A 20,400-nucleotide genomic window follows, 5' to 3' on the forward strand; every position below is an offset into this window, starting at 1 on the left:
TCCGGTGGTACCTCGCGGGAGGGTTTGAACTTACTCCCTGTCGTCGACGGCGCGCTCCTCGTTTCGGTCCACGCTCTCCGCCTCTCGTTCCCGGACTCTGATGCCCTTCCCCTGGAGGTGCCGGGTCCGCGAGCGTGCGAACTCCTCTTCCTCGGTGCCGCGGGTCGCCAGCACGTACATCCGGGCCTTCCCGACGGGCCGCATCGTCCGCCCCGCCCGCTGTGCGCCCTGTCGGCGACTCCCGCCGAGACCGGAGGCGGCGATGGCTACCTCCGCACCCGGCAGGTCGATGCCCTCGTCGCCGACGCGGGAGACGACCAGCACGTCGCGCGGCCCGTTGCGGAACTCGTCGAACAACTTGCGGCGACGCGCGTGGGGCATCTCCCCGGAGACGAACGGGACGCCCAACTGCTCGGCGATGGCTTCGCCCTGCTCGATGAACTCCACGAACACCAGCGTCTTCGCGCCGGGGTGGTCCCGGCGGATGGCCTCGATTTCCCGGACCTTGGCGGGGTTCTCGGCGGCCGCCTGCCGGCGGTCGTGACCCACCGCGTCGGCGTACTGCTCGGCGTGGGCGTCGTCGGCGAAGGGAACGAGCCGTATCTCTATCTCCGGTTCCGCGACGTAGCCGGCGTCGAACAGCGCCGCCCAGTTGGTGCCGATGGGCGGCCCGATGAGCGTGAATATCTCCCGTTGCTTGTCGTCCTCGCGGATGGGGGTCGCCGACAGGCCGAGCCGTGATTTGGCCTGCAGGTCGGCGCTCCGCCGGTGGATGGGCGAGGGGATGTGGTGCACCTCGTCGTAGACGATGAGGCCCCACTTCCGGTCGTCGAACAGGTGGCGGTGACGGTCCATCCCCGCTGTCTGGTACGTCGCTATCGTCACCGGCCGGATTTGCTTGGTGCCGCCGTGGTACTCGCCTATCTGTTCGGGTGCGAGCGACGTGTGTTCCAGCAGGGTGTCAGTCCACTGGGCGGCGAGTTCCCGCCCAGGCACCAGTATCAGCGTCTCGCCCTCGACGGCGGCCATGACGCCCATCGCGGCCACCGTCTTCCCCGACCCGGGCGGGCCGACGAGGATGCCCGCCTGCTTGTCGACGAACCGTTTCACCCACTCCTGCTGGTAGTCGCGGAGGTCGACCTCGAGGTCGACAGGCAGGTCCTCGCCGGTGTCGAGATGGCGCTCGTCGAGCACCGGGTAGCCCGCCTCGTACAGCGCGCGCTTGACCGCGGCGACCGACTCCTCGGCGACCCACGCCTCCGTGTCGGAGATGCGGGCGCGTAGCTGTCCCTCCTCCAGTTCCTGCTCGGCGATATTTCCGAGGAGGTCCGCGCTCTCGGCTTCAAGCACCGTGTAGCCGTCCTCGTGGGAGAACAGCCGGAACTTCCGGGCGCGCTCCCACTGGCTTCGGACCCACTCTTCGAGCGGCTCCGACCGCGTGCCGAGCGCCTGCCGCATCGTCCGCTGGAGCCCCTCGAACCGGTCGTGGGGCGCACTCCAGACATCCGCCTCGCGCACCTCGTACACGTAGCCGGCTTCGCGGTTGGCGTCCGCGAGGTGGGCGAACTGCGACAGTTGCGCGCGGGTGAACTGCGATGGCCGGTCCGCGACCACCTCTCGGCGCTTCGGGAACACGACGACCCGCTCGCGGTCGGCGGTCTCCTTGTAGTCGGCCGGGAACCAGACCGTCGGGTCGCGCTCCACGTCCACGGAGTCGACCCGGCCGTCGTCGGCGAGGCGGTCCAGCGCCGCGACGGCCTCGGCCTGGGTGCAGTCGCGCTCGCGGGCGAGTTCCGTGGCGGTCACGACCGGGCGGCCCACCGCCTCCAGCGCGTCGTAGAAGTCGTCGATGGGGATGTCCGGGCTGTCGTCCGCGGGCGCGGACGGATCCTCGTCGGTCACTGCGCCGGGGTAGGCGGCCGAGCGACAAAAGCGGCGCGCGTTCGACCGCAGGGGAGGCATCGGGGTGACGCTCGGTGAGCGGCGCGAGTTACTCGTCGCGCAGTTCCGCCATGTGGTCGATGCGGCTCTGCACCACGTCGGGCTTCCCGATGTCGTGGCGGGAGCGAAGCCCCTCCTCGCCGGCCGCATCGAGTGCGGCCTCGGCTATCTCCTCGGCCTCGCTGATGGTGTCCGCCACGCCGACGACCGCAAAGGAGCGGGACGTGGTCGTGTAGATGCCGTCCTCCCGGGCGTCGACCGACGCGTAGAACAGCAGAGCGTCGCCCGCGCTATCCTCGTCGATGGTGACCTTCGTCCCCGAGCGGGGGTCCGTCGGGTACCCCTCCGGCACCGCGTACTTGCAGACGGTCGCTTGCTCCGCGAACACCGGTTCGGGGAGCGGGTCGCCGTCGCGCGCGGCGGTGACGAGGTCGACGAAGTCAGTCTCGAGGACGGGCAGGGTGTTCATCGCCTCGGGGTCGCCGAACCGGGCGTTGAACTCCACGATCTTCGGCCCCTCGCTCGTCAGCATGAACTGGCCGTAGAGGACGCCCTTGTAGTCGGGCATCGCGTCGACGACGGCCCGCATGATATCGACGGCCGCGGCGTAGTCGTCGGCGTCCATGAAGGGGAGTTCGGGGGTGGCGTCGGAGTACGACCCCATCCCGCCGGTGTTGGGTCCCTCGTCGCCCTCGTAGGCGCGCTTGTGGTCCTGCACGGCCGGCGAGGGCCGCAGGTCACCGTTGGCGACGAACGCCTGCACCGTGAACTCCTCGCCGACGAGTCGCTCCTCGAGCACCACGCGGTCGTAGTCGCTGTCACGCAGGTACTGCTTCGCCTCCTCGGCGGTACACTGGTCGCCGATGACGCGCACGCCCTTCCCGCCCGTGAGACCCGCCGGCTTCACCGCGAGGTCGCCGTCGTACTCGTCGATGAACTCGCAGGCGCGGTCGGTGTCGTCGAACACCTCGTAGGCCGGATTTCCGGGGACGTCGTGCTGTTCGAGGAACTGCCGCTGGAAGCTCTTGTCCGTCTCGATGCGCGCCTCCGTCGAGTTGGGGGCAAAGGCGTACACGCCCGCGTCGTCGAGCGCGTCCGAGACGCCCTCCGCGAGCGGCGTCTCCGGGCCGACGACGGCGACGGTGGCCTCGACCGCCTCGGCGTAATCGACGACCGCGTCGGGGTCGTTCTCGTCGAGTTGCTCGAAGCCGGCCGCGAGCGACGCGATACCGGGGTTGCGGTTCGACGCACAGGCGAACAGCGTCGCGTCGTCCGAGGCCGCGACGGAACGGGCGATGGCGTGCTCTCGGCCGCCGCCACCGACCAGCAGGACGGTCTCGCTCATACGCGGGATGGACGCACACGAGAGTGTAAATGTTGCTTTGTTGCGGAGCGAAGTTGTACACGAGCGTGCAATGCGTCGCGCCCGAACGGCTATCCGCCGGCACCCACAAGCGGGACCCATGCCGGAGTGGGTGGACCTCAGCCAGCCGTTCGACGCGGCCGCCGAGCACGGGGCGACGCCCCCGCCGGAGTTCGAGCAGGTGGCGACCGTCGCCGAGGACGGCGCGAGCGTCCAGTGGGTCGGCACCTCGACCCACACGGGGACACACGTCGACGCGCCGGCCCATTTCCTCGCTGACGGCGCGACCATCGACGACCTCTCGCTCGACCGGTTCGCGGGGCCGGGGGTCGTCCTCGGCGTCGAGCGTGACGCCCCCGGCGAGATAGACGCCGCGGCCCTCGAAGAAGCCGAGACGGACGCCGGCGCGACCGTCGAATCGGGCGACGTGGTGGTCCTGCGGACCGGGTGGGGCGACCGCTACGGCGACGACGACTACGGCCGCTACCCGTGGCTCACGGGCGACGCGGCCGACTGGCTTCTGGAGCGGGAGGTGACACTGCTCGGCGTCGACACCCGCTCGCCGGACCGGCCGCGGACGATGCGGCCCGACGACTGGGACGCCTACCCGGTCCACCGACGCCTGCTGTCGGCGGGGACGCTCATCGCCGAGAACCTCCGGGTCCCCGAGTGGCTGGTCGGGGAGCGCGTCACGGTGCGGGGGTTCCCGGTGAATCTCCGCAGAGGCGACGGCGCTCCGGCCCGGTTCGTCGCCCGGCGGTAGCGCCACCCGTACCGCTTTGGCCGTGGCTGTCGTTGCACGCGCATGGAGGAGTACGACCTCGTCGTCGTCGGGAGCGGGTCCGGACTGGACGTGGCGAACGCCGCCGCGAACAGCGGGTGGGACGTGGCCGTCGTCGAGAAGGGACCGCTCGGCGGCACCTGTCTGAATCGGGGGTGTATCCCCTCGAAACATCTGCTCCACCACGCCGACGTGGCGCGGACCATACATCGGGCCGACGAGTACCACATCGACGCGCGCATCGAGAGCGTCGACTTCGAGACCATCGTGGAGTCGGTGAACGCGGAGGTGGACACCGACAGCGACGGCATCGAGCAGGGCTGGCGGGAGGCCGACGACCGGACGCTCGTGCAGGGCGAGGCGCGGTTCGTCGACGAGCGCACGCTCGCGGTCGACGACCGGGAACTCCGCGGCGAGCACGTCGTCGTCGCCGTCGGCACCCGGCCCGCGATTCCGCCCATCGACGGCATCGAGGACGTGCCGTATCTCACCAGCACGGAGGCGCTCCGCCTGACCGAGCGGCCCGACTCGCTCGTGGTGGTGGGTGGTGGTTACATCGCGGCGGAACTCGGCCACTTCTTCGGCACGTTCGGAACCGACGTGACCGTCGTCGGCCGGCGTCCCCACCTGCTTCCGGAGACTGACCCCGAGGTAGGCGACGCGTTCACGGAGGCGTTCGCCCGTCGGCACACCGTCTACACGGGGTACGAGGCCACGGCCGTCGAGGCCACCGACGACGGCCTCCGCCTCACGGCCCGCGAGTGGCCCGACGGCGACGGGGAGGTGACCGTCGAGGCCGACGAACTGCTCGTCGCGGCGGGCCGCCGCCCGAACACGGACCTGCTGGACGCGGCGGCGGGCGGCGTCGATACCGACGACGCGGGGTTCGTCGACACCGACGACTACCTGCGGACCAGCGCCGAGAACGTGTGGGCGCTCGGCGACGTGGTGGGCGAGTACCTGCTGAAACACAGCGCGAACCACGAGGCGAGCACGGTCGCGCGGAACCTCCTCGGCGACGAACTGGACCCGGTCGACTACACCGCGATGCCGTACGGCGTGTTCGCCGCCCCGGAGGTGGCGGGCGTCGGTGCGACGAGCGACGATCTGCGCGAAGCGGGACGACGCTATGCGGTCCGGACGTACCCGTACACGGGGACGGCTCGCGGACAGGCGTACCACGCCGACGAGGGATTGGCGACGGTGCTGGTCGACCCCGACGACGCCACCATCCTCGGCTGTCACGTCGTCGGTCCCGAGGCGACCAGTCTGATACAGGAGGTGGTGGTCTCGATGAAAGCGGGGAGCGGCACCGTCCGCGACGTCCGCGAGAGCGTCCACATCCACCCCGCGATGACCGAGGTGATAGGGCGGGCGTTCTCCGGGCAGTTCCGCCTGCCGGAGCATCTCCACGACCACGGCCACGAGGAGCACGACCACGGCCACGGCGACTGAGGCCGCGGGCCGGGGACTTACGAGTCACAGTTCCCAAGAGGGACCATGACCGGCCCGACGGACCGCAACCGCCTCGACGAGGAGGCGTCGCCGTATCTCCAACAGCACGCCGACAACCCGGTGAACTGGCAACCCTGGGACGACGCCGCGCTGTCGGCCGCGCGCGAGAACGACCGCCCCATCTTCCTCTCTATCGGCTACTCGGCGTGTCACTGGTGTCACGTCATGGAAGAGGAGAGTTTCGCGGACGAGGAGGTCGCCCGCCTGCTCAACGAGCAGTTCGTTCCCATCAAGGTGGACCGCGAGGAGCGACCGGACCTCGACTCGCTGTACATCACGGTCTGCCAGCAGGTGCGGGGGCAGGCGGGGTGGCCGCTGTCGGCGTTCCTGACGCCCGAGGGCGAGCCGTTCTACGTCGGGACGTACTTCCCGAAGGAACCGAAGCGCGGCCAGCCGGGGTTCCTGCAACTGTTGCAGGACGTGGCCGCGGCGTGGAACGACCCCGCGGAGCGTCCGGACCTGGAGGACCGGGCCGACCAGTGGGCCGCCGCCGCCCGCGGCGAACTGGAGGACGTGCCCGACCAGCCGGGGGAGGTGCCCGGCGACGAGTTCCTCGGGAGCGCCGCCGGTGACGTGCTCCGGAGCGCCGACCGCCAGCACGGCGGGTTCGGCCGCGGCCAGAAGTTCCCGCAACCGGGGCGGGTTCACCTGCTCCTGCGTGCGTGGGACCGCGACGGCCGCGAGGAGTACCGCGAGGTGGCCACCGAGACGCTCGACGCGATGGCCGACAGGGGGTTGTACGACCACCTCGGCGGCGGCTTCCACCGCTACTGCACCGACCGCGAGTGGGTCGTCCCCCACTTCGAGAAGATGCTGTACGACCAGGCCGAGATAACCCGGGCGTTCCTGGCCGGCTATCAGGTCACGGGCGAGCAGCGGTACGCCGACCGCGTGACGGAGACGCTCGAATTCGTCCGGCGGGAACTCCAGCACCCAGACGGCGGGTTCTACTCGACGCTGGACGCCCGCTCCGAGTGGGACGGGGAACAGGAGGAGGGCGCGTTCTACGTCTGGACGCCCGAGCAGGTCGACGCCGCAGTCGAGGACGACACCGACGCCGACCTGTTCCGGGCGCGCTACGGGGTGACCGAGGCCGGCAACTTCGAGGGGGACACCGTGCTGACCGTCAGCGCAAGCGTCGACGACCTCGCCGCCGAGTTCGACCTGCCTACCGACGAGATGGCGGAGCGCCTCGAACGCGCCGAGACGCAGGCGCTCGCCCACCGCGAGGGGTGGCCCCGGCCGGCCCGCGACGAGAAGGTGCTGGCGGGGTGGAACGGGCTGATGGTGTCGGCGTTCGCGGAGGCCGGTCTCGTCCTCGATTCCTCGTACGCCGAAGTGGCCGCCGACGCGCTGGCGTTCGTCCGCCAGCGGCTGTGGGACGCCGACACCGGAACTCTCCACCGCCGCTGGAAGGACGGCGACGTGACGGCCGACGCGTATCTCGAAGACTACGCCTTTCTCGCACGGGGCGCGCTCCACACGTACGAGGCGACCGGCGACGTCGAGCATCTCGCGTTCGCGCTGGAGTTGGCGCGGGCCATCGAGCGGGACTTCTGGGACCCCGAACGCGAGACCCTCTACTTCACGCCCGCCTCCGGCGAGGACCTGGTCGCGCGGCCACAGGAGGTGACCGACGCCTCGACGCCATCCAGCACGGGCGTCGCCGTCGAGACGCTGGACGCGCTCTCGGGGTTCACGAGCGACGAGGCGTTCGCCGCCATCGCCGAGCGAGTGGTCGAGACCCACGCCGAACGGCTCGAATCCAACCCGGTTCAACACGCGGCGCTGACGCTGGCGGCGGACGCGCTCGCCGTCGGCCGCCTGGAACTCACGGTGGCGGCCGACGCACTCCCCGACGCGTGGCGGGAGACGCTCGCGGCGCGGTATCTCCCCCTGCGGTTGCTGTCGGTGCGGCCGCCGACCGAGGACGGACTGGAGCCGTGGCTCGACGCGCTGGGCCTCGAGGAGGCACCGCCCGTCTGGGCCGGCCGCGAGGCCCGCGACGGCGAACCGACGGTGTACGCCTGCCGCTCGCGGGTGTGTTCGCCGCCACAGAACTCGCTGGTCGAGGCGCTCGACTGGGAGCCCTGATTACGGCTCGGCGGGCACGCGCGCCAGCCACGCGGCGGGGTCGTCGAGTTCCTCGTCGGTCGGCAGATAGTCGGGGTCCGACCAGACGACGCTGGCGCCGTGGACGCCGCGCTCGTCGGCGACGCGCTCGAAGAACGCCTTCCCGCGCTCGTACTGGCGGCGCTTCATCCCCAGGCCGAGCAGGCGGCGGACGAGTTTCCCGATGGGGCCGCGTCCGCGGCGTCGCGCCTCCAGTTTCTCCCGGAGGTCGGCGTACTCGCTGTCGAACGCGCGGTCCATCACGAGTTCCGCGTACCCCTCGACGGCGGTCATGGTGACGTTCACCTCCTGCAGGGCGTCGCGGTTCAGCCGGCCCTCGGTCAGCGCCTCGATGCCCTCCTGCATCTGGCTTTCGAGGTGGGTCGACAGCCAGGGGGCGGCGCCGAACTCGGCGGCGTGTGCGACCTCGTGGAACGCTATCCACCGCCGGAAGCGGTCCTCGTCGACGTCCAGCAGGCCCGCAACCCGCCCGATGTTCGGGTGGACGAAGTAGAGCGCGTGGTCGTCGCCGTCGGCAAGAAGCAGGGGGTCGTACTGGCCGAGGACGTTGTTGGCCAGAAAGGCGAGCATCAACCCCATCGTCCCGGTGTTGACGGTGCGGGCGACGCCGGGGACCATCCCGGTCTGGCCTTCGAGCGGCGCCATCACGCGCCGGAACGTGTCGACGTTGGCGTCTATCCAGTGGTGGCGGTGCTGGACCTCGACCGTGTCCGGCAGGTCGAACTCGACGGCCGCCACCTCGCGGACCCGGTCGCGGGCCTCGCGCACGTCGCGGGCGTACCCGGCCCGCTGTGTCTCCGAGAGCGCCACGCTCCCCGGGTCGGTGGCCGCCTTCGCGGCCTCCGCGGCCGCCGCCCAGTCGATGGGCCGGTCGCCGGAACTGTCGGCGACGGCCCGAACCACGCGATACAGACTCACGGATGAAGGTTCGTCGTTGCGCGTATAGACCTTCCGGGGGCCCGTTCGATGGGTGGAATTTTCGTCGTAGCGGTCGAAGCGCGGTTCGTGCCGTTCTTCCTCGGCCACGGGCATCGGGCGTTCTGGGCTCGCCACGCCGACCCCGAGTGACGGCCGCTACGCCCGTTCCGGCGGGTCGAATGCCGCCCCGTCGACGGCGTATCGGTACTGGTCGACCGGCTCACCGGCACGCGTGCTGAGCGCGCGGAACGGTCCCGCGACGCGGCCACCGAACTGGTCGGCGTACCGTTCGGCGGCGGCCCACGCCCGCTCGTTGTCGGCGTCGAATCCGAGTTCCAGCAGGTCGACGTCCAGTCGTTCGAACGCGACACGGCCGAGCGTCGCCACCACGTCGCCGGCGACGCCTTCCCCCCAGAACGGTCGGTCGAGGACGACGCCTATCTCCGCAGTCCGGCGGTCCCAGTCCGGCTGGAGGTCCGCGTAGCCCGCGAACGCGTCGTCGGCGCGAACGACGTACGAGAAGCTCTCGAACTCGTCCCACATCGCGTCGAGCGCGGCCACGCGGTCGGCGACGGCCCCGGCCGTCTGGTCGGGGTCGAGGTCGAGGTGGGCGAACACCGCCGGGTCGCAGTCGCGCCAGAACCGGTACCAGTCCCGGAGGTCGGCCCGTTCGGGCGCGAGGCGGGCAAGCGTCACCGGCCCCACGGCGAGACGCTCGGGGACCGACGCGTCGGTCATGGTTTCGGCTACGAGACGGTTCGGTTTCAGTCGTTCCCTACCCACCGATACCCACGTCACCCCGTGACATCGGTGCCCGCGAACGCCTATGTGACTCGGTCACGCACGTCCGGTATGGTCTGTCCACATCTGGAGTACCGGCGCGAGGCCGACGGCCGGTCGTTCGACGCCGAGCGAGCGTACTGTGGCCTCGCGGAGCAGTTCGTCGAACCGATGCGTGCCGACATCTGCAACGACCGCTACGAGTTACACCACGCCGACCACTGCGAGATATACCGGAAGGGATGAGTTACGACGACTACCTCGCCGGGGAACCGGTCGTCATCACCGCGGCGCTGACCGGCGGCGTCCACGGGAAGGAGGCGAACCCGAACCTCCCGGAGACGCCCGACGAAGTCGCCGCGGCGGCGGCCGACTGCGAGGACGCGGGCGCCAGCGTCGTCCACCTCCACGCCCGCGACGAGCGTGGCGAACGCGCGTTCTCACGCGAGCGGTTCCAGGAACTCACCGACGCCGTGCGGAACGCGACGGACCTCGTCGTCCAGCACTCCACCGGGGGAACGGGCGCGCCAGACGAGTTGCGACACGAACCCCTTCGGACGGACCCCGCGCCGGACATGGCGTCGCTCGACATGGGGCCGCTCAACCGCTACGACCATCTCACGAGCGAGAACACGCGAGCGACCATCGACTCGCTGGCCGCGGAGATGCGCGACCGGGGAATCAAACCGGAACTGGAACTGTTCAACAGCGGCCACATCACCGAGGCGCGCCGACTCATCGAGGCGGGGCGAATCGACCCGCCCTACTACGGGACGCTCATCTTCGGCGGCGGCACCCTGACACGGCCGACGCCGGAGAACTTCCTCGCCTCCATCCACGACCTGCCCGACGGCATGCAGTTCAACACGCTCGGGTTCGGCCGCCACCAGTTGCCGTTCGCGGCGATGGGCATCGTGTTCGGCGGGCACGTCCGGGTGGGACTGGAGGACAACGTCTACTACCGGCAAGGGGAGAAAGCCGAGAGCAACGCCCAGTTGGTCGAGCGGGCGGCGACGCTCGCCGAGACGCTGGAGCGGCCCGTCGCAACGCCCGAGGAGACCCGGGAACTCCTCGGCGGTTAGTCGGCGACGAGGCTCTCCTCTTCGGGGTCCAGCCAGTCCTCGGCCCAGTTCTCGATGGCCTCGAACACCGGCCGGAGCGACTCGCCTTTCCCCGTCAGCGAGTAGAACGTCGCCACGGGGGCGTCCTCTTCGAGGCGGCGCTCGACGAACCCCATCTCCTGGAGGTCGTCGAGCACGCGCGAGAGCGTGCGCGAGGAGGCGTCGGTCGACCGCTTCAGTTCGTTGAACCGCTTCTCGCCGTCCTGCAGGTCGTGGAGGACGATGAGCCGCCACTGCGACCCTATCTGCTCCAGGGAGTCGATGACGACGCAGGCCTCCTCGCTGTAACGCTCGTCTGATGACATGGGGGTTACCTGATTGTGTCGTTGTCCGCGAGGCCTTATGAAGTTTCGTCCCCTTACCAGGTAACATGGCGACATCACAGGTCGGCGGGCTCCACCACGTCACCAGCGTGGCGGGCGACCCGGCGCGCAACTACCGGTTCTTCACCGAGGTGCTCGGGCTTCGGCTGGTGAAGCGGACGGTCAACTTCGACGACGTGGCGACGTACCACCTCTACTACGGCAACGAGACGGGCGAACCCGGGACGGCGCTGACGTTCTTCCCGTTCGAGGACTCGGCGGCCGGCGAGGTGGGCGCGGGACAGGTGACGACGACGGCGTTCCACGTCCCCGCGGACAGCCTCGACTACTGGGTCGACCGGTTCGACGAACACGACATCGCGTTCGACGCGCCCGACGTGCGGTTCGACGAGACGGTGCTCGCCTTCCGTGACCCCGACGGCCTGGAGTACGAACTCGTCGCTACCGACCGGCCGACGCCGATAGCGCCGTGGTCCGAGGTGGTGCCCGAGGAACACGCCATCCGGGGGTTCCACGGCGTCGCGCTCGGCGTAACCGACGTGGCGGCGACGGCTGGCCTGCTGGAACGGATGGGGTACGAGCGGACCGGCGAGACGGAGGGCCGCGTCCGCTACGAAGCGGCGGGCGACCACGCCGTCGTCGTCGACCTCGTCGAGATGGAGACGCAGGGGCGGCCGGGAACGGGGACGGTCCACCACGTCGCGTTCAGGGTTCCCGACGACGACGCGCAACTCGCGTGGCAACAGCGGCTCCGCGAGGCCGGGTTCCGCGTCACCGACCAGAAGGACCGCCAGTACTTCCGGTCCATCTACTTCCGGGAGCGCAACGGCGTCCTGTTCGAGTTCGCCACCGAGGGGCCGGGGTTCGACCGCGACGAGTCGGTCGACGCGCTCGGCGAGTCGCTCCAACTGCCCCCGTGGCTCGAAGAGGACCGCGAGGCCATCGAGGCTCGACTGCCGCCGCTCGACCTGGATGCGGAGGCGCCCCGATGACTGACCCGGACCTGCACGCCGGCGAACCGGCGACTGCGGGCGCGCGGCTCGAGGCGGCCAACGCCGCGGTGATACTCGTCCACGGCCGCGGTGCGACCGCCCGCTCCATCCTCGCGATGCACGAGGAGTTCGGCCGCGACGACGTGGCGTATCTCGCGCCCCCGGCGACGGGCAACGAGTGGTATCCCCAGTCGTTTCTCGCGCCCGTCGAGCAGAACGAACCGGGACGGACCGCCGGCCTCGACGCCATCGACCGGCTCGTCGAACGGGCGGGCGAGGCGGGTATCGACCCCGAACGCGTGCTCGTCCTGGGGTTCTCGCAGGGTGGCTGTCTCGCCACCGAGTACGCCGCCACCCGCCCGCGACGCTACGGCGGCGTGGTCGCGCTGTCGGGTGGTCTCATCGGCGACGAACTCGACGGCTACGACGGGGACCTGTCGGGGACGCCGGTGTTCCTCGGCTGTTCGGACGTGGACCCCCACATCCCGCTGGAGCGGGTCCACGAGACGCGGGACGTCTTCGAGTCGCTGGGCGCCGACGTGGAGGAGCGCATCTACGAGGGGATGGGTCACGGCGTCAACCGGGACGAAATCGAGTACGTCGCCGGTATGGTCGCCGAGTTGTAGCTACTCGCGGCCCTGCAGTTCGGGGACGGGTTCGTCGTCGCTCCCGCCGAGTTGCTTCTTGGCGACGACCGCGACGGCGACGAGGAACAGCAGGCCGACCAGCGCCCCGACCCATCTCTTGCCGCCGCCGGACTGTTCGTCGCCGGCCTCGCCGACCTCGATGTCGGGCCCGTCGCCATCGCCGCCGCTGTCGCTGAGCGGGGCGTTGGCCGTGAACTCCGCGCCGTCAAGATGGACCTCCAGGAACGTCAGCTTCACCATACCTGACTGTTCGACGAGCGAGAACTTATGACTGTTCGTCCCCGGAGCGACCGGAACGTCCTTCCGGCGGGCGGCCCCTCCCCTGGGTATGGACGACGACCGCCGAGCGTTCCTCGACGACCTACTGTCGACGGCGACGCCTTCCGGGTTCGAGACGGCGGGCCAGCGCCGCTTTCTCGACTACGTCTCGACGTACGCCGACGAGGTCCGGACCGACGACTACGGCAACGCAGTCGCCGTCTATCGCGGCGGCGACCCCGAGGTCGTGCTGGCGGGCCACGGCGACGAAATCGGCCTCATGGTCCGCGACGTGACCGACGACGGCCACCTGCAACTCACCCGGGTCGGCGGCGCGGACAAGACCGTCGCCCGCGGCCAGTACGTCACGGTCCACGGCCGCGAGGGTCCCGTGTCGGGCGTGCTCGGGCAGGTGGCCATCCACCTCCGGGACCCGGGCGAAGAGGACACCAGCGACATCGAGGAGATGCACGTCGACATCGGTGCCGAGGACGGCGAGGCGGCCCGCGAACTCGTCGAGGTGGGCGACCCCATCACCTTCGACACCGACCCCCGGGACCTCTCGGGCTCGCTACTCGCGGCCCGGGGGCTCGACAACCGCGCCGGCGTCTGGGCGGCCGCCGAGGGGCTCCGCCGCGCGGCCGAACGCGACGCCGACGCGACGGTGTACGCCGTCTCCACCGTCCAGGAGGAGATCGGGCGCAAGGGCGCGAGGATGGTCGGGTTCGACCTCGACCCGGACGTAGTCGTCGGGGTCGACGTGAGCCACGCGACGGACACGCCGGAGGCGCCGAGCACGACCGGGTCGGGGCTGGAACTCGGCGGCGGGCCGGTCGTCGGCCGGGGAGCCGCGAACCACCCGGTCGTCGTCGACGCCGTCCGGTCGGTCGCCGACGACGAGGGCGTCGACGTCCAGTTGTCGGCTCACGGCTCCGACACCGGCACCGACGTCGAGAGCTTCTACACCTCGCGGTCGGGCGTCGCCGCCGTCAACGTCGGCGTCCCGAACCGCTACATGCACACGCCCGTCGAGGTCATCGACACGGCGGACCTCGACGCCGTGGCCGACCTCCTGGGCGCGTTCGCGGCCCGCGCCGAGGAGTTCGCCCCGTTCGCCGTCGACCTTTGACTGCCGCCCGGTCCCGGTGTATTTAAGGCCGACGCCGACGGCGTGGACGTATGGCCGAACGCCCGCTCGACGTGCTCGAGGCGACTCTGGGCGAGGAGGTGACGGTGACGCTGAAGGGTGGCGACACCGTCGCCGGGACGCTCGAGGGCTACGACCAGCACATGAATCTCGTGCTCGAAGGCGAGAACACAACGATTATCCGCGGCGACAACGTCGTCTCGATACAACCATGACCGGCGCAGGTACGCCTTCGCAGGGGAAGAAGAACAAGACGACGCACGTCAAATGCCGACGCTGCGGCGAGAAGTCCTACCACAGCAAGAAGAAGGTCTGTGCGCAGTGCGGCTTCGGCAAGTCCGCCAAGCGGCGCGACTACGCCTGGCAGTCGAAGTCCGGCGACAACTGAACACCTTCTGCAGTTCGCTCGACTGGCCTTCAGCGGGCCTCGCTCGGGCAATCGCTTGCTGAACGAGACAGTTCGGACCGCGAGCCGTGCGTCTCGCCCCGTCGCCGCTCCGTCGAGCGTCACGTCCTTCCCCGCGTCGGCCTCGTCGGTGCTGTCGGTGCAGAAGACGCCGGGGCATCCGGCCGCTGGATAGCCACGTTCGTGCATACACATGCCCGTGAACATCCGGTGCTGAACACAACCACGAAGGTTTTTGAGCGTCGCGCCGACACCTACGGCTGATGACTCACTCCGGGCCGCGGGAGAAGTGCGGGGTCGTCGGCGTCTCGCTCGACGACCGCGACGCGGCACGACCGCTGTACTACTCGCTGTACGCGCTCCAGCATCGGGGCCAGGAGTCCGCGGGTATCGTCACCCACGATGGGTTCCAGCAGCACGACCACGTCGAGATGGGGCTGGTCGGGGACGCGTTCGACGAGGCCGACCTCGACGGTCTGACCGGCGAGGTGGGCATCGGCCACGTCCGCTACCCCACGGCGGGGAGCGTCGACTCCTCGTGTGCCCAGCCGTTCTCGGTGTCCTTTAAATCCGGCTCGCTCGGCCTCAGCCACAACGGCAACCTCGTGAACGCCGGCGAGATACGCGACGAACTCGCGGCGCTGGGTCACGCGTTCACCAGCGACGGCGACACCGAGGTCATCGCCCACGACCTCGCTCGCAACCTCCTCCAGTCGGACCTCGTGCGCGCGGTCAAGCGCACGATGAGCCGCATCCACGGCTCCTACTCGCTGACCATCATGCACGACGACACCGTGATGGGCGTCCGGGACCCCGAGGGGAACCGGCCGCTGTGCATCGGCGAGATAGACGACGGCTACGTGCTCGCCAGCGAATCGGCGGCCATCGACGTGCTCGACGGCGAACTCGTCCGGGACGTGCGCCCCGGCGAACTCGTGGTGCTCCAGCCGGACGGTCAGGGGTTCGACTCCTACCGACTCGTCGAGGCCGACAACACCGCCCACTGCTTCTTCGAACACGTCTACTTCGCGCGGCCGGACTCCCGCATCGACGGCAGTCTCGTCTACGACGTGCGCCGGGATTTGGGCCGGGCGCTGTGGGACGAATCCGGCGTCGACTCGGACGTGGTGATGCCGGTCCCCGACTCGGGCCGGGCGTTCGCCTCCGGCTACGCCGAGGCCGCACAGGAGGACGGCGCCGGCGTCGAGTTCGCGGAGGGGTTGATGAAGAACCGGTACGTCGGCCGGACGTTCATCATGCCGACCCAGGACGCCCGCGAGCGGGCCGTCCGCCTGAAGTTGAACCCAATCCGCGACGTCGTCGAGGGGAAGACCGTCACCGTCATCGACGACTCCATCGTTCGCGGGACCACCTCGACGCAACTCGTGCAACTGCTCCGGGACGTCGGCGCGGAGGCGGTCCACTTTCGGGTCGGTGCACCCCCCATCGTCGCGCCCTGCTACATGGGCATCGACATGGCGACCCGAGAGGAACTCATCGCGGCCGACCAGTCGGTCGAGTCCATCGGCGAGGAAATCGGCGCCGACTCGCTGTCGTATCTCTCCATCGACGCCGTCGCTGACGCGCTCGACCAGTCGCGGGCGGACCTCTGTCTCGGCTGTGTGACCGGCGAGTACCCGTACGACATCGACGGCGAGACCACCGACCGGGAGGTCGACCGCCCGGTCATCGAGGGCGAGGCGCTCGCGGACGACTGACCCGCTCGGCTACCAGGGCACGACGTACAGCATCAGGAACACCGTGATGCCCATCGTGAACGAGACGAGCCACAGCGACGCCGCAATCTTCCCGACGCGTGCGTGGTTCGTGTCGTATAGCTCCCGAACCGGTCGTGTGGTCCCGAGCAGGATGACGTAGAACAACAGCGGGACACAGACGATGGCAAGCAGGATATGGATGGCGAGGAACGGGAGGTAGACGAACGTGTAGACGGTTTCTGGCCCCGGGAACTCGGAGGGGCCGAGGATGCTCACCCGGTAGAGATACAGGGTGAGAAACAGCGCGAACAGCCCGAACGCGGTGAGCATCGCCGCCCGGTGGCGCCGCACCTCGCCGCGACGGATGGCCCGCCACCCGGTGACGATGGCGACGATGGCCGCCAGCGAGACGACGGCGTTGACGGCGGGGATGGCTTCAAGGACGGCCGTGGGCGCGCGCGGCGGGGTGGGGACGACACCGAGCACGGAGCCGAACACCAGCGCGAGCGCGACGGCCGTCAGCAGACCGGTCAGCGCGGGGACCCGGTCGCGCGCCCAGCTCCTGACTTGCATGCTCGCCCGTAGCGACTCCGGCGACAAAGGCGTACCTCACTGGGGCGAGCGGTCTCGCCACTGGCCGGAGTAGCGTCGGTAGGATGTTGCGTGGGTGCCGTCCCATAGGGACGTCACCTGCACCGTGTGGGCAGAGCCCACGTGTAGTAGGTGCGTGGGACCGGATTTGAACCGGCGGACCTCTACAGGACAGCGCCCTCAACGCTGCGCCGTTGGCCTGGCTTGGCTACCCACGCACGTCGCGTGCATCTGCCCGTACCCGGGTTTGCGTAAAAGGACTTTCGTTCCGTCGCGGGGCGGCTCCTGTCGGGGACCTGTAGCGAACGCGGGGTTGAAGTACGCGCCGCGAACTAATGGGGGGTATGGCGAAGTACTCCACCGGAGGAGTCGGCTCCGACGACGCCGACAGCTGCGAGCTGTGTGGCACGGAGACGGGGAGCCTCCGGGAGACGACCGTCGCCGGCGCACGTCTCCAGGTCTGCAAGGAGTGTGCCCGGCACGGCGAGCGGGACGATGGTGGCTCCGGGTCGGACTCGGGGTCGTCGTCCGACGGGAGCCGCGACGAGCAGGACCGCCGGAAGCGCGCCGCCCAGAACGTCGCACGGCTCGACGACGCACGCAAGGGCGACCCCTCCCACTGGGAGGAGGAGGGCACCGACTACCAGGACGACCCCCTGCCGTATCTCGTCCGCGGCTACGGCGAGAAGCTCCAGGAGGCGCGACAGGAGGCGGGACTCCAGCCGGCCGAACTCGCCGGCGAACTCGGCGTCGACGAAGCCGACATCCTCGCCGTCGAGCAGGGGCGGGCGAACCGCGCCGGCATCGGCGGCGCGCTCATCGAGGACCTCGAGGAGCGGCTGAACGTCCAACTGTCCGAGTGACACGCGTCCCCGGTAACGCGACCTTTTTGCCCGCCGCCGCCACGTCCCGACCATGAGCAGGGCTCCCGAAGACCCCTACACGCTGACGTTCGACGCCGAGGTCGTGGAGGGTGGCCGCGAGGCCGTCCTCTCGGAGACGTACTTCTACCCCGAGGGCGGCGGTCAGCCCCCGGACCGCGGCACCGTCGGCGGCGTCGCCGTCGAGGACGTCCAGACGCGCGACGGCGAGGTCGTCCACACGCTCGCCGACCCGGTCGAGGCCGGCGAGACGGTCACCTGCAACGTCGACCCCGAGTTCCGCACCTACTGTATGCGCGCCCACACGGCCAGCCACGCCCTGTACGGCGCGGGCCGGCGCGTGCTCGACGAGTTGGGCTACGGCGGTTTCGACATCGACGACCGCAAGGTCAGGGTCGATTTCACCACGACCACCGACATCGACGACGACACGCTGGCGGAACTGGAGCGGCTCGTCAACCGCGCGGTCTGGGACTCCCGACCGGTGTCGTGGGAGACGCGACCGAAGGCAGAGGCGCTGGGCGACGAGGACGTGGCGTTCAACACCAAGACCGAGGAGGGCATCGCCGGCGACACGGTCCGGGTCGTCACCATCGACGGCTGGGACGCCGCGGCCTGCGGCGGCACGCACGTCCGCAACACCCGGGAAATCGGCCCGGTCACCGTTCTCGGCCGCTCCAATCCCGGCGAGGGGCTGACCCGCGTGGAGTTCGCCGTCGGCCCGGCGGCCATCGAGCGCCGGACGACGGAGAAGCGAGCCTTGGCCGATGCGGCGGCGGAACTCGGCGTCGCACCCGACGACGTGCCCGGCCGACTCGCGGAACTGCAGGCGGACCTCGACGACCTCCGGGCCGAACGCGACGCTCTCCAGGCGGAGCTCGCGGCCGCCCGCGTCGGGGAACTCCCGGTCGTCGAGCGCGACGGCGCGACGTGGCTGGTGGGCGAACTCGACATGGACGCCAACGACCTCGGGGAACTGGCCCGCGAGCAGGCGGGCGACCGGGCAGACGTAGTCGCGTTCGTCGCCCCCGGCGGCACACTCGCCGTCGCGACCGATGGGAGTGTCGACGCCGACGACGTGGTCGAGTCGGTGACCGACGCCTTCGGCGGCGGTGGCGGCGGCTCACCGACCGTCGCGCAGGCCGGCGGCCTCGATGCGAGCGCCGACGAGGTGGTGGCGTTCCTGCGAAGCGAGTAACGGGTAACTTTTGCGGGAGCGCGCCAACGCCCGGATATGGAGCTGTCCCCCGAGCACGAGGCCATCCGCGAGACCGTCCGGGAGTTCGCTACCGAGGAGGTGCGGCCGACCGCCCGGGAGGCCGACGAGACGGAGACGTTCCCCGAGGAGGTGTGGGACGGACTCGCCGACCTGGACCTGACTGCGATGACCGTCCCCGAGGCGTACGGTGGGATGGATGTCGACGGGCTGACGTACGCGCTGGTGAACGAGGAGGTGGCGTACGGCCAGCTATCGGTGGCGACCGCGCTGTCGGTCCACTGTCTCGCCACCTCGTGTCTCGCGGAGTTCGGGAGCGACCCCGTGAAAGAGGAGTATCTCCCCGAGATGGTCGACGGGCGGCCGGTCGGCGCGTTCGCGCTCTCGGAGCCACAGGCGGGGTCGAATCCCGCGGAGATGTCGACGGTCGCGCGCCGGGAGGGCGACGAGTACGTCATCGACGGCGACAAGCAGTGGATAACGAACGGCGAGCGGTCGGGCGTGGTCGTCGTGTTCGCGAAGACGGACCGCGACGACCCCGGCAGCGTCACGCAGTTCCTCGTCCCGAAGGACGTCGACGGTCTCGAAGTCGGCCGGAAAGAGGAGAAACTCGGGCTCCGGGGGTCGGACACGACGACGCTCACGTTCGAGGGCGCCCGCATCCCCGCGGAGTATCGGCTCACCGAGGAGGGGCGCGGCCTCTCGGCGGCGTTCTCGATTCTCACGGGCGGTCGGGTCGGCATCGCCGCCCAGTCGGTCGGACTCGCACAGTCGGCGCTCGACGAGGCGCAGTCGTACGCCACCGAGCGCGAGCAGTTCGACGAGCCGATAGCGGAGATTCAGAGCATCCGGCACAAACTCGCCGAGATGGCGACCGGCACGCAGGCCGCGCGGCTGTTGACGTACGACGCCGCCCGCGGTCTCGACGACGGCCGTCCACCGGCGCAGGCCGCCTCGATGGCGAAGTACTTCGCCTCCGAGAACGCGATGGACGTGACCAACGAGGCGGTCCAGATACACGGCGGCTACGGCTACACGACCGACTACCCGGTCGAGCGGATGTACCGCGACGCGAAGATAACCACCATCTACGAGGGCACCAGCGAGATACAGAAGAAGGTCATCGCCCGCGAACTGCTGGACTGATGGAGTACGACGCCGTCGTCTACGACCTCGACAACACGCTCGTCGAGTTGGCCGTCGACTGGGAGGCCGTCCGCCAGGAGGTGGCAGACGCGCTCGACGCACGCGGACTCGACCCGGAGGGGGACATCTGGTCGATGGTCTCGCTCGCCGAGGAGAACGGTCACTACGGCGCCGTCGAGAACGTCCTCTCGGACCACGAACGCGCGGGGGCACGCGACGCCGTCCGCCTGCCGGCCGCGGACCTGCTCCCCCACGATGTTCCCGTGGGCGTCTGCTCGCTGAACTGCGAGACGGCCTGTCGAGAGGCGCTCGAACGGCACGAACTCGACCCCCACGTCGGCTCGGTCGTCGGCCGCGACTCGGGGCCGTGGCGCAAGCCGGCCGGCGAACCACTCCTGGCGGCGCTGGACCCGCTGGGCGTCGACCCCGAGAGCGCGGTGTTCGTCGGGGACAGCGACAGCGACGCCGAGACGGCCGCGAACGCCGGTACCGCGTTCAGTTACGTGCGCGACTGGCTCTAATC

The 20,400-nt window shown here is 70.1% G+C and carries 22 protein-coding genes and 1 tRNA gene; 15 read left to right on the forward strand and 8 right to left on the reverse strand.

Translation table 11 applies throughout. The annotated features are described in order from the left end of the window. Positions 1-30: 30 nt before the first annotated feature. Both NL112_RS13515 and purD read right to left on the reverse strand, forming a co-directional pair. Positions 31-1,902 carry a DEAD/DEAH box helicase gene (locus tag NL112_RS13515; protein ID WP_255149370.1) on the reverse strand — a complete coding sequence of 624 codons (1,872 nt, stop codon included), beginning with the start codon at positions 1,900-1,902 and terminating at the stop codon, positions 31-33. A gap of 88 nt (positions 1,903-1,990) precedes the next feature. Continuing rightward, positions 1,991-3,286: a phosphoribosylamine--glycine ligase gene (gene purD, locus NL112_RS13520; protein WP_255149371.1), complete on the reverse strand. Its 1,296-nt coding sequence runs from the start codon at positions 3,284-3,286 to the stop codon at positions 1,991-1,993. 118 nt (positions 3,287-3,404) lie between these two features. Between purD and NL112_RS13525 the strand changes: the two genes are divergently transcribed. From NL112_RS13525 to NL112_RS13535, 3 genes are read left to right on the forward strand one after another with little or no spacing between them, the layout of a single operon-like run. Next, entirely contained in the window at positions 3,405-4,067 is a 663-nt protein-coding gene (locus NL112_RS13525; protein ID WP_255149372.1) for a cyclase family protein, read from the forward strand. 42 nt (positions 4,068-4,109) lie between these two features. Further along, positions 4,110-5,540: a dihydrolipoyl dehydrogenase family protein gene (locus tag NL112_RS13530; protein ID WP_255149373.1), complete on the forward strand. Its 1,431-nt coding sequence runs from the start codon at positions 4,110-4,112 to the stop codon at positions 5,538-5,540. 45 nt (positions 5,541-5,585) lie between these two features. Beyond that, complete coding sequence (locus tag NL112_RS13535) at positions 5,586-7,694, forward strand: thioredoxin domain-containing protein (RefSeq protein ID WP_255149374.1); 2,109 nt, start codon at positions 5,586-5,588, stop codon at positions 7,692-7,694. Here the strand turns inward: NL112_RS13535 and NL112_RS13540 are convergent, their stop codons facing one another. Continuing rightward, positions 7,695-8,651: a zinc-dependent metalloprotease gene (locus NL112_RS13540; RefSeq protein ID WP_255149375.1), complete on the reverse strand. Its 957-nt coding sequence runs from the start codon at positions 8,649-8,651 to the stop codon at positions 7,695-7,697. Between the two features lie 156 nt (positions 8,652-8,807). Further along, positions 8,808-9,389 (reverse strand): GNAT family N-acetyltransferase, encoded by a 582-nt coding sequence (locus NL112_RS13545; protein WP_255149376.1) that lies wholly within the window; start codon positions 9,387-9,389, stop codon positions 8,808-8,810. Between the two features lie 114 nt (positions 9,390-9,503). On the opposite strand from NL112_RS13545, the gene NL112_RS13550 reads away from it, so the two are divergent. Together NL112_RS13550 and NL112_RS13555 are read left to right on the forward strand one after the other, a co-directional pair. Beyond that, positions 9,504-9,677 carry a hypothetical protein gene (locus NL112_RS13550; protein ID WP_255149377.1) on the forward strand — a complete coding sequence of 58 codons (174 nt, stop codon included), beginning with the start codon at positions 9,504-9,506 and terminating at the stop codon, positions 9,675-9,677. Next, positions 9,674-10,513 (forward strand): beta-keto acid cleavage family enzyme, encoded by an 840-nt coding sequence (locus tag NL112_RS13555; RefSeq protein ID WP_255149378.1) that lies wholly within the window; start codon positions 9,674-9,676, stop codon positions 10,511-10,513. Before NL112_RS13550 ends, NL112_RS13555 begins: the two co-directional genes overlap by 4 nt. Here NL112_RS13555 and NL112_RS13560 read toward each other — a convergent pair. Beyond that, complete coding sequence (locus NL112_RS13560; protein WP_255149379.1) at positions 10,510-10,857, reverse strand: winged helix-turn-helix transcriptional regulator; 348 nt, start codon at positions 10,855-10,857, stop codon at positions 10,510-10,512. The two genes, NL112_RS13555 and NL112_RS13560, sit on opposite strands and share 4 nt — an antisense overlap. Positions 10,858-10,922: 65 nt before the next feature. Between NL112_RS13560 and NL112_RS13565 the strand changes: the two genes are divergently transcribed. After that, positions 10,923-11,867 carry a ring-cleaving dioxygenase gene (locus NL112_RS13565; RefSeq protein WP_255149380.1) on the forward strand — a complete coding sequence of 315 codons (945 nt, stop codon included), beginning with the start codon at positions 10,923-10,925 and terminating at the stop codon, positions 11,865-11,867. After that, positions 11,864-12,493: an alpha/beta hydrolase gene (locus NL112_RS13570; RefSeq protein WP_255149381.1), complete on the forward strand. Its 630-nt coding sequence runs from the start codon at positions 11,864-11,866 to the stop codon at positions 12,491-12,493. Before NL112_RS13565 ends, NL112_RS13570 begins: the two co-directional genes overlap by 4 nt. Here the strand turns inward: NL112_RS13570 and NL112_RS13575 are convergent, their stop codons facing one another. Beyond that, positions 12,494-12,754, reverse strand: a complete 261-nt coding sequence (locus tag NL112_RS13575) for a hypothetical protein (protein WP_255149382.1) — start codon at positions 12,752-12,754, stop codon at positions 12,494-12,496. It lies immediately after the preceding gene. Between the two features lie 88 nt (positions 12,755-12,842). On the opposite strand from NL112_RS13575, the gene NL112_RS13580 reads away from it, so the two are divergent. The 4 genes from NL112_RS13580 (at position 12,843) to purF (ending at position 16,043) form a co-directional block, all read left to right on the forward strand. Beyond that, positions 12,843-13,901 (forward strand): M20/M25/M40 family metallo-hydrolase, encoded by a 1,059-nt coding sequence (locus NL112_RS13580; RefSeq protein ID WP_255149383.1) that lies wholly within the window; start codon positions 12,843-12,845, stop codon positions 13,899-13,901. A 50-nt stretch (positions 13,902-13,951) separates the two neighbouring features. Beyond that, entirely contained in the window at positions 13,952-14,134 is a 183-nt protein-coding gene (locus NL112_RS13585; protein ID WP_255149384.1) for an LSM domain-containing protein, read from the forward strand. After that, positions 14,131-14,307: a 50S ribosomal protein L37e gene (locus NL112_RS13590; RefSeq protein ID WP_255149385.1), complete on the forward strand. Its 177-nt coding sequence runs from the start codon at positions 14,131-14,133 to the stop codon at positions 14,305-14,307. Before NL112_RS13585 ends, NL112_RS13590 begins: the two co-directional genes overlap by 4 nt. Positions 14,308-14,588: 281 nt before the next feature. Then, the gene (purF, locus tag NL112_RS13595) at positions 14,589-16,043 is read left to right on the forward strand and encodes an amidophosphoribosyltransferase (RefSeq protein ID WP_255149386.1); all 1,455 of its coding nucleotides are present in this window, start codon (positions 14,589-14,591) and stop codon (positions 16,041-16,043) included. A 9-nt stretch (positions 16,044-16,052) separates the two neighbouring features. Here purF and NL112_RS13600 read toward each other — a convergent pair whose 3' ends face one another. Next, a complete protein-coding gene (locus tag NL112_RS13600) occupies positions 16,053-16,616 on the reverse strand; it encodes a DUF420 domain-containing protein (protein WP_255149387.1) in 564 nt (187 codons plus the stop codon). 151 nt (positions 16,617-16,767) lie between these two features. Then, positions 16,768-16,852 (reverse strand) — tRNA-Leu (locus NL112_RS13605). Between the two features lie 126 nt (positions 16,853-16,978). On the opposite strand from NL112_RS13605, the gene NL112_RS13610 reads away from it, so the two are divergent. The 4 genes from NL112_RS13610 to NL112_RS13625 are packed head-to-tail and all read left to right on the forward strand — an operon-like array spanning position 16,979 to position 20,398. After that, complete coding sequence (locus tag NL112_RS13610; RefSeq protein ID WP_255149388.1) at positions 16,979-17,497, forward strand: helix-turn-helix domain-containing protein; 519 nt, start codon at positions 16,979-16,981, stop codon at positions 17,495-17,497. 52 nt (positions 17,498-17,549) lie between these two features. Further along, positions 17,550-18,713: an alanine--tRNA ligase-related protein gene (locus NL112_RS13615; protein WP_255149389.1), complete on the forward strand. Its 1,164-nt coding sequence runs from the start codon at positions 17,550-17,552 to the stop codon at positions 18,711-18,713. Positions 18,714-18,749: 36 nt separating this feature from the next. Next, positions 18,750-19,877, forward strand: a complete 1,128-nt coding sequence (locus NL112_RS13620; protein ID WP_255149390.1) for an acyl-CoA dehydrogenase family protein — start codon at positions 18,750-18,752, stop codon at positions 19,875-19,877. Then, entirely contained in the window at positions 19,877-20,398 is a 522-nt protein-coding gene (locus tag NL112_RS13625; RefSeq protein ID WP_255149391.1) for an HAD family hydrolase, read from the forward strand. The genes NL112_RS13620 and NL112_RS13625 overlap by 1 nt, the downstream gene beginning before the upstream one ends. The last annotated feature ends 2 nt before the right edge of the window (positions 20,399-20,400 follow it).

It is taken from the genome of Halorarius halobius (genome assembly GCF_024298865.1).
In the GTDB taxonomy this organism is placed as follows: domain Archaea; phylum Halobacteriota; class Halobacteria; order Halobacteriales; family Haloarculaceae; genus Halorarius; species Halorarius halobius.

Coding starts and splice junctions, on each gene's coding strand:
- purD (WP_255149371.1), bottom strand. CDS start 3,286: ATGAGCGAGACCGTCCTGCTGGTCGGTGGCGGCGGCCGAGAGCACGCC.
- NL112_RS13525 (WP_255149372.1), top strand. CDS start 3,405: ATGCCGGAGTGGGTGGACCTCAGCCAGCCGTTCGACGCGGCCGCCGAG.
- NL112_RS13530 (WP_255149373.1), top strand. CDS start 4,110: ATGGAGGAGTACGACCTCGTCGTCGTCGGGAGCGGGTCCGGACTGGAC.
- NL112_RS13535 (WP_255149374.1), top strand. CDS start 5,586: ATGACCGGCCCGACGGACCGCAACCGCCTCGACGAGGAGGCGTCGCCG.
- NL112_RS13545 (WP_255149376.1), bottom strand. CDS start 9,389: ATGACCGACGCGTCGGTCCCCGAGCGTCTCGCCGTGGGGCCGGTGACG.
- NL112_RS13550 (WP_255149377.1), top strand. CDS start 9,504: ATGGTCTGTCCACATCTGGAGTACCGGCGCGAGGCCGACGGCCGGTCG.
- NL112_RS13555 (WP_255149378.1), top strand. CDS start 9,674: ATGAGTTACGACGACTACCTCGCCGGGGAACCGGTCGTCATCACCGCG.
- NL112_RS13560 (WP_255149379.1), bottom strand. CDS start 10,857: ATGTCATCAGACGAGCGTTACAGCGAGGAGGCCTGCGTCGTCATCGAC.
- NL112_RS13565 (WP_255149380.1), top strand. CDS start 10,923: ATGGCGACATCACAGGTCGGCGGGCTCCACCACGTCACCAGCGTGGCG.
- NL112_RS13570 (WP_255149381.1), top strand. CDS start 11,864: ATGACTGACCCGGACCTGCACGCCGGCGAACCGGCGACTGCGGGCGCG.
- NL112_RS13575 (WP_255149382.1), bottom strand. CDS start 12,754: ATGGTGAAGCTGACGTTCCTGGAGGTCCATCTTGACGGCGCGGAGTTC.
- NL112_RS13580 (WP_255149383.1), top strand. CDS start 12,843: ATGGACGACGACCGCCGAGCGTTCCTCGACGACCTACTGTCGACGGCG.
- NL112_RS13585 (WP_255149384.1), top strand. CDS start 13,952: ATGGCCGAACGCCCGCTCGACGTGCTCGAGGCGACTCTGGGCGAGGAG.
- NL112_RS13590 (WP_255149385.1), top strand. CDS start 14,131: ATGACCGGCGCAGGTACGCCTTCGCAGGGGAAGAAGAACAAGACGACG.
- purF (WP_255149386.1), top strand. CDS start 14,589: ATGACTCACTCCGGGCCGCGGGAGAAGTGCGGGGTCGTCGGCGTCTCG.
- NL112_RS13600 (WP_255149387.1), bottom strand. CDS start 16,616: ATGCAAGTCAGGAGCTGGGCGCGCGACCGGGTCCCCGCGCTGACCGGT.
- NL112_RS13610 (WP_255149388.1), top strand. CDS start 16,979: ATGGCGAAGTACTCCACCGGAGGAGTCGGCTCCGACGACGCCGACAGC.
- NL112_RS13615 (WP_255149389.1), top strand. CDS start 17,550: ATGAGCAGGGCTCCCGAAGACCCCTACACGCTGACGTTCGACGCCGAG.
- NL112_RS13620 (WP_255149390.1), top strand. CDS start 18,750: ATGGAGCTGTCCCCCGAGCACGAGGCCATCCGCGAGACCGTCCGGGAG.
- NL112_RS13625 (WP_255149391.1), top strand. CDS start 19,877: ATGGAGTACGACGCCGTCGTCTACGACCTCGACAACACGCTCGTCGAG.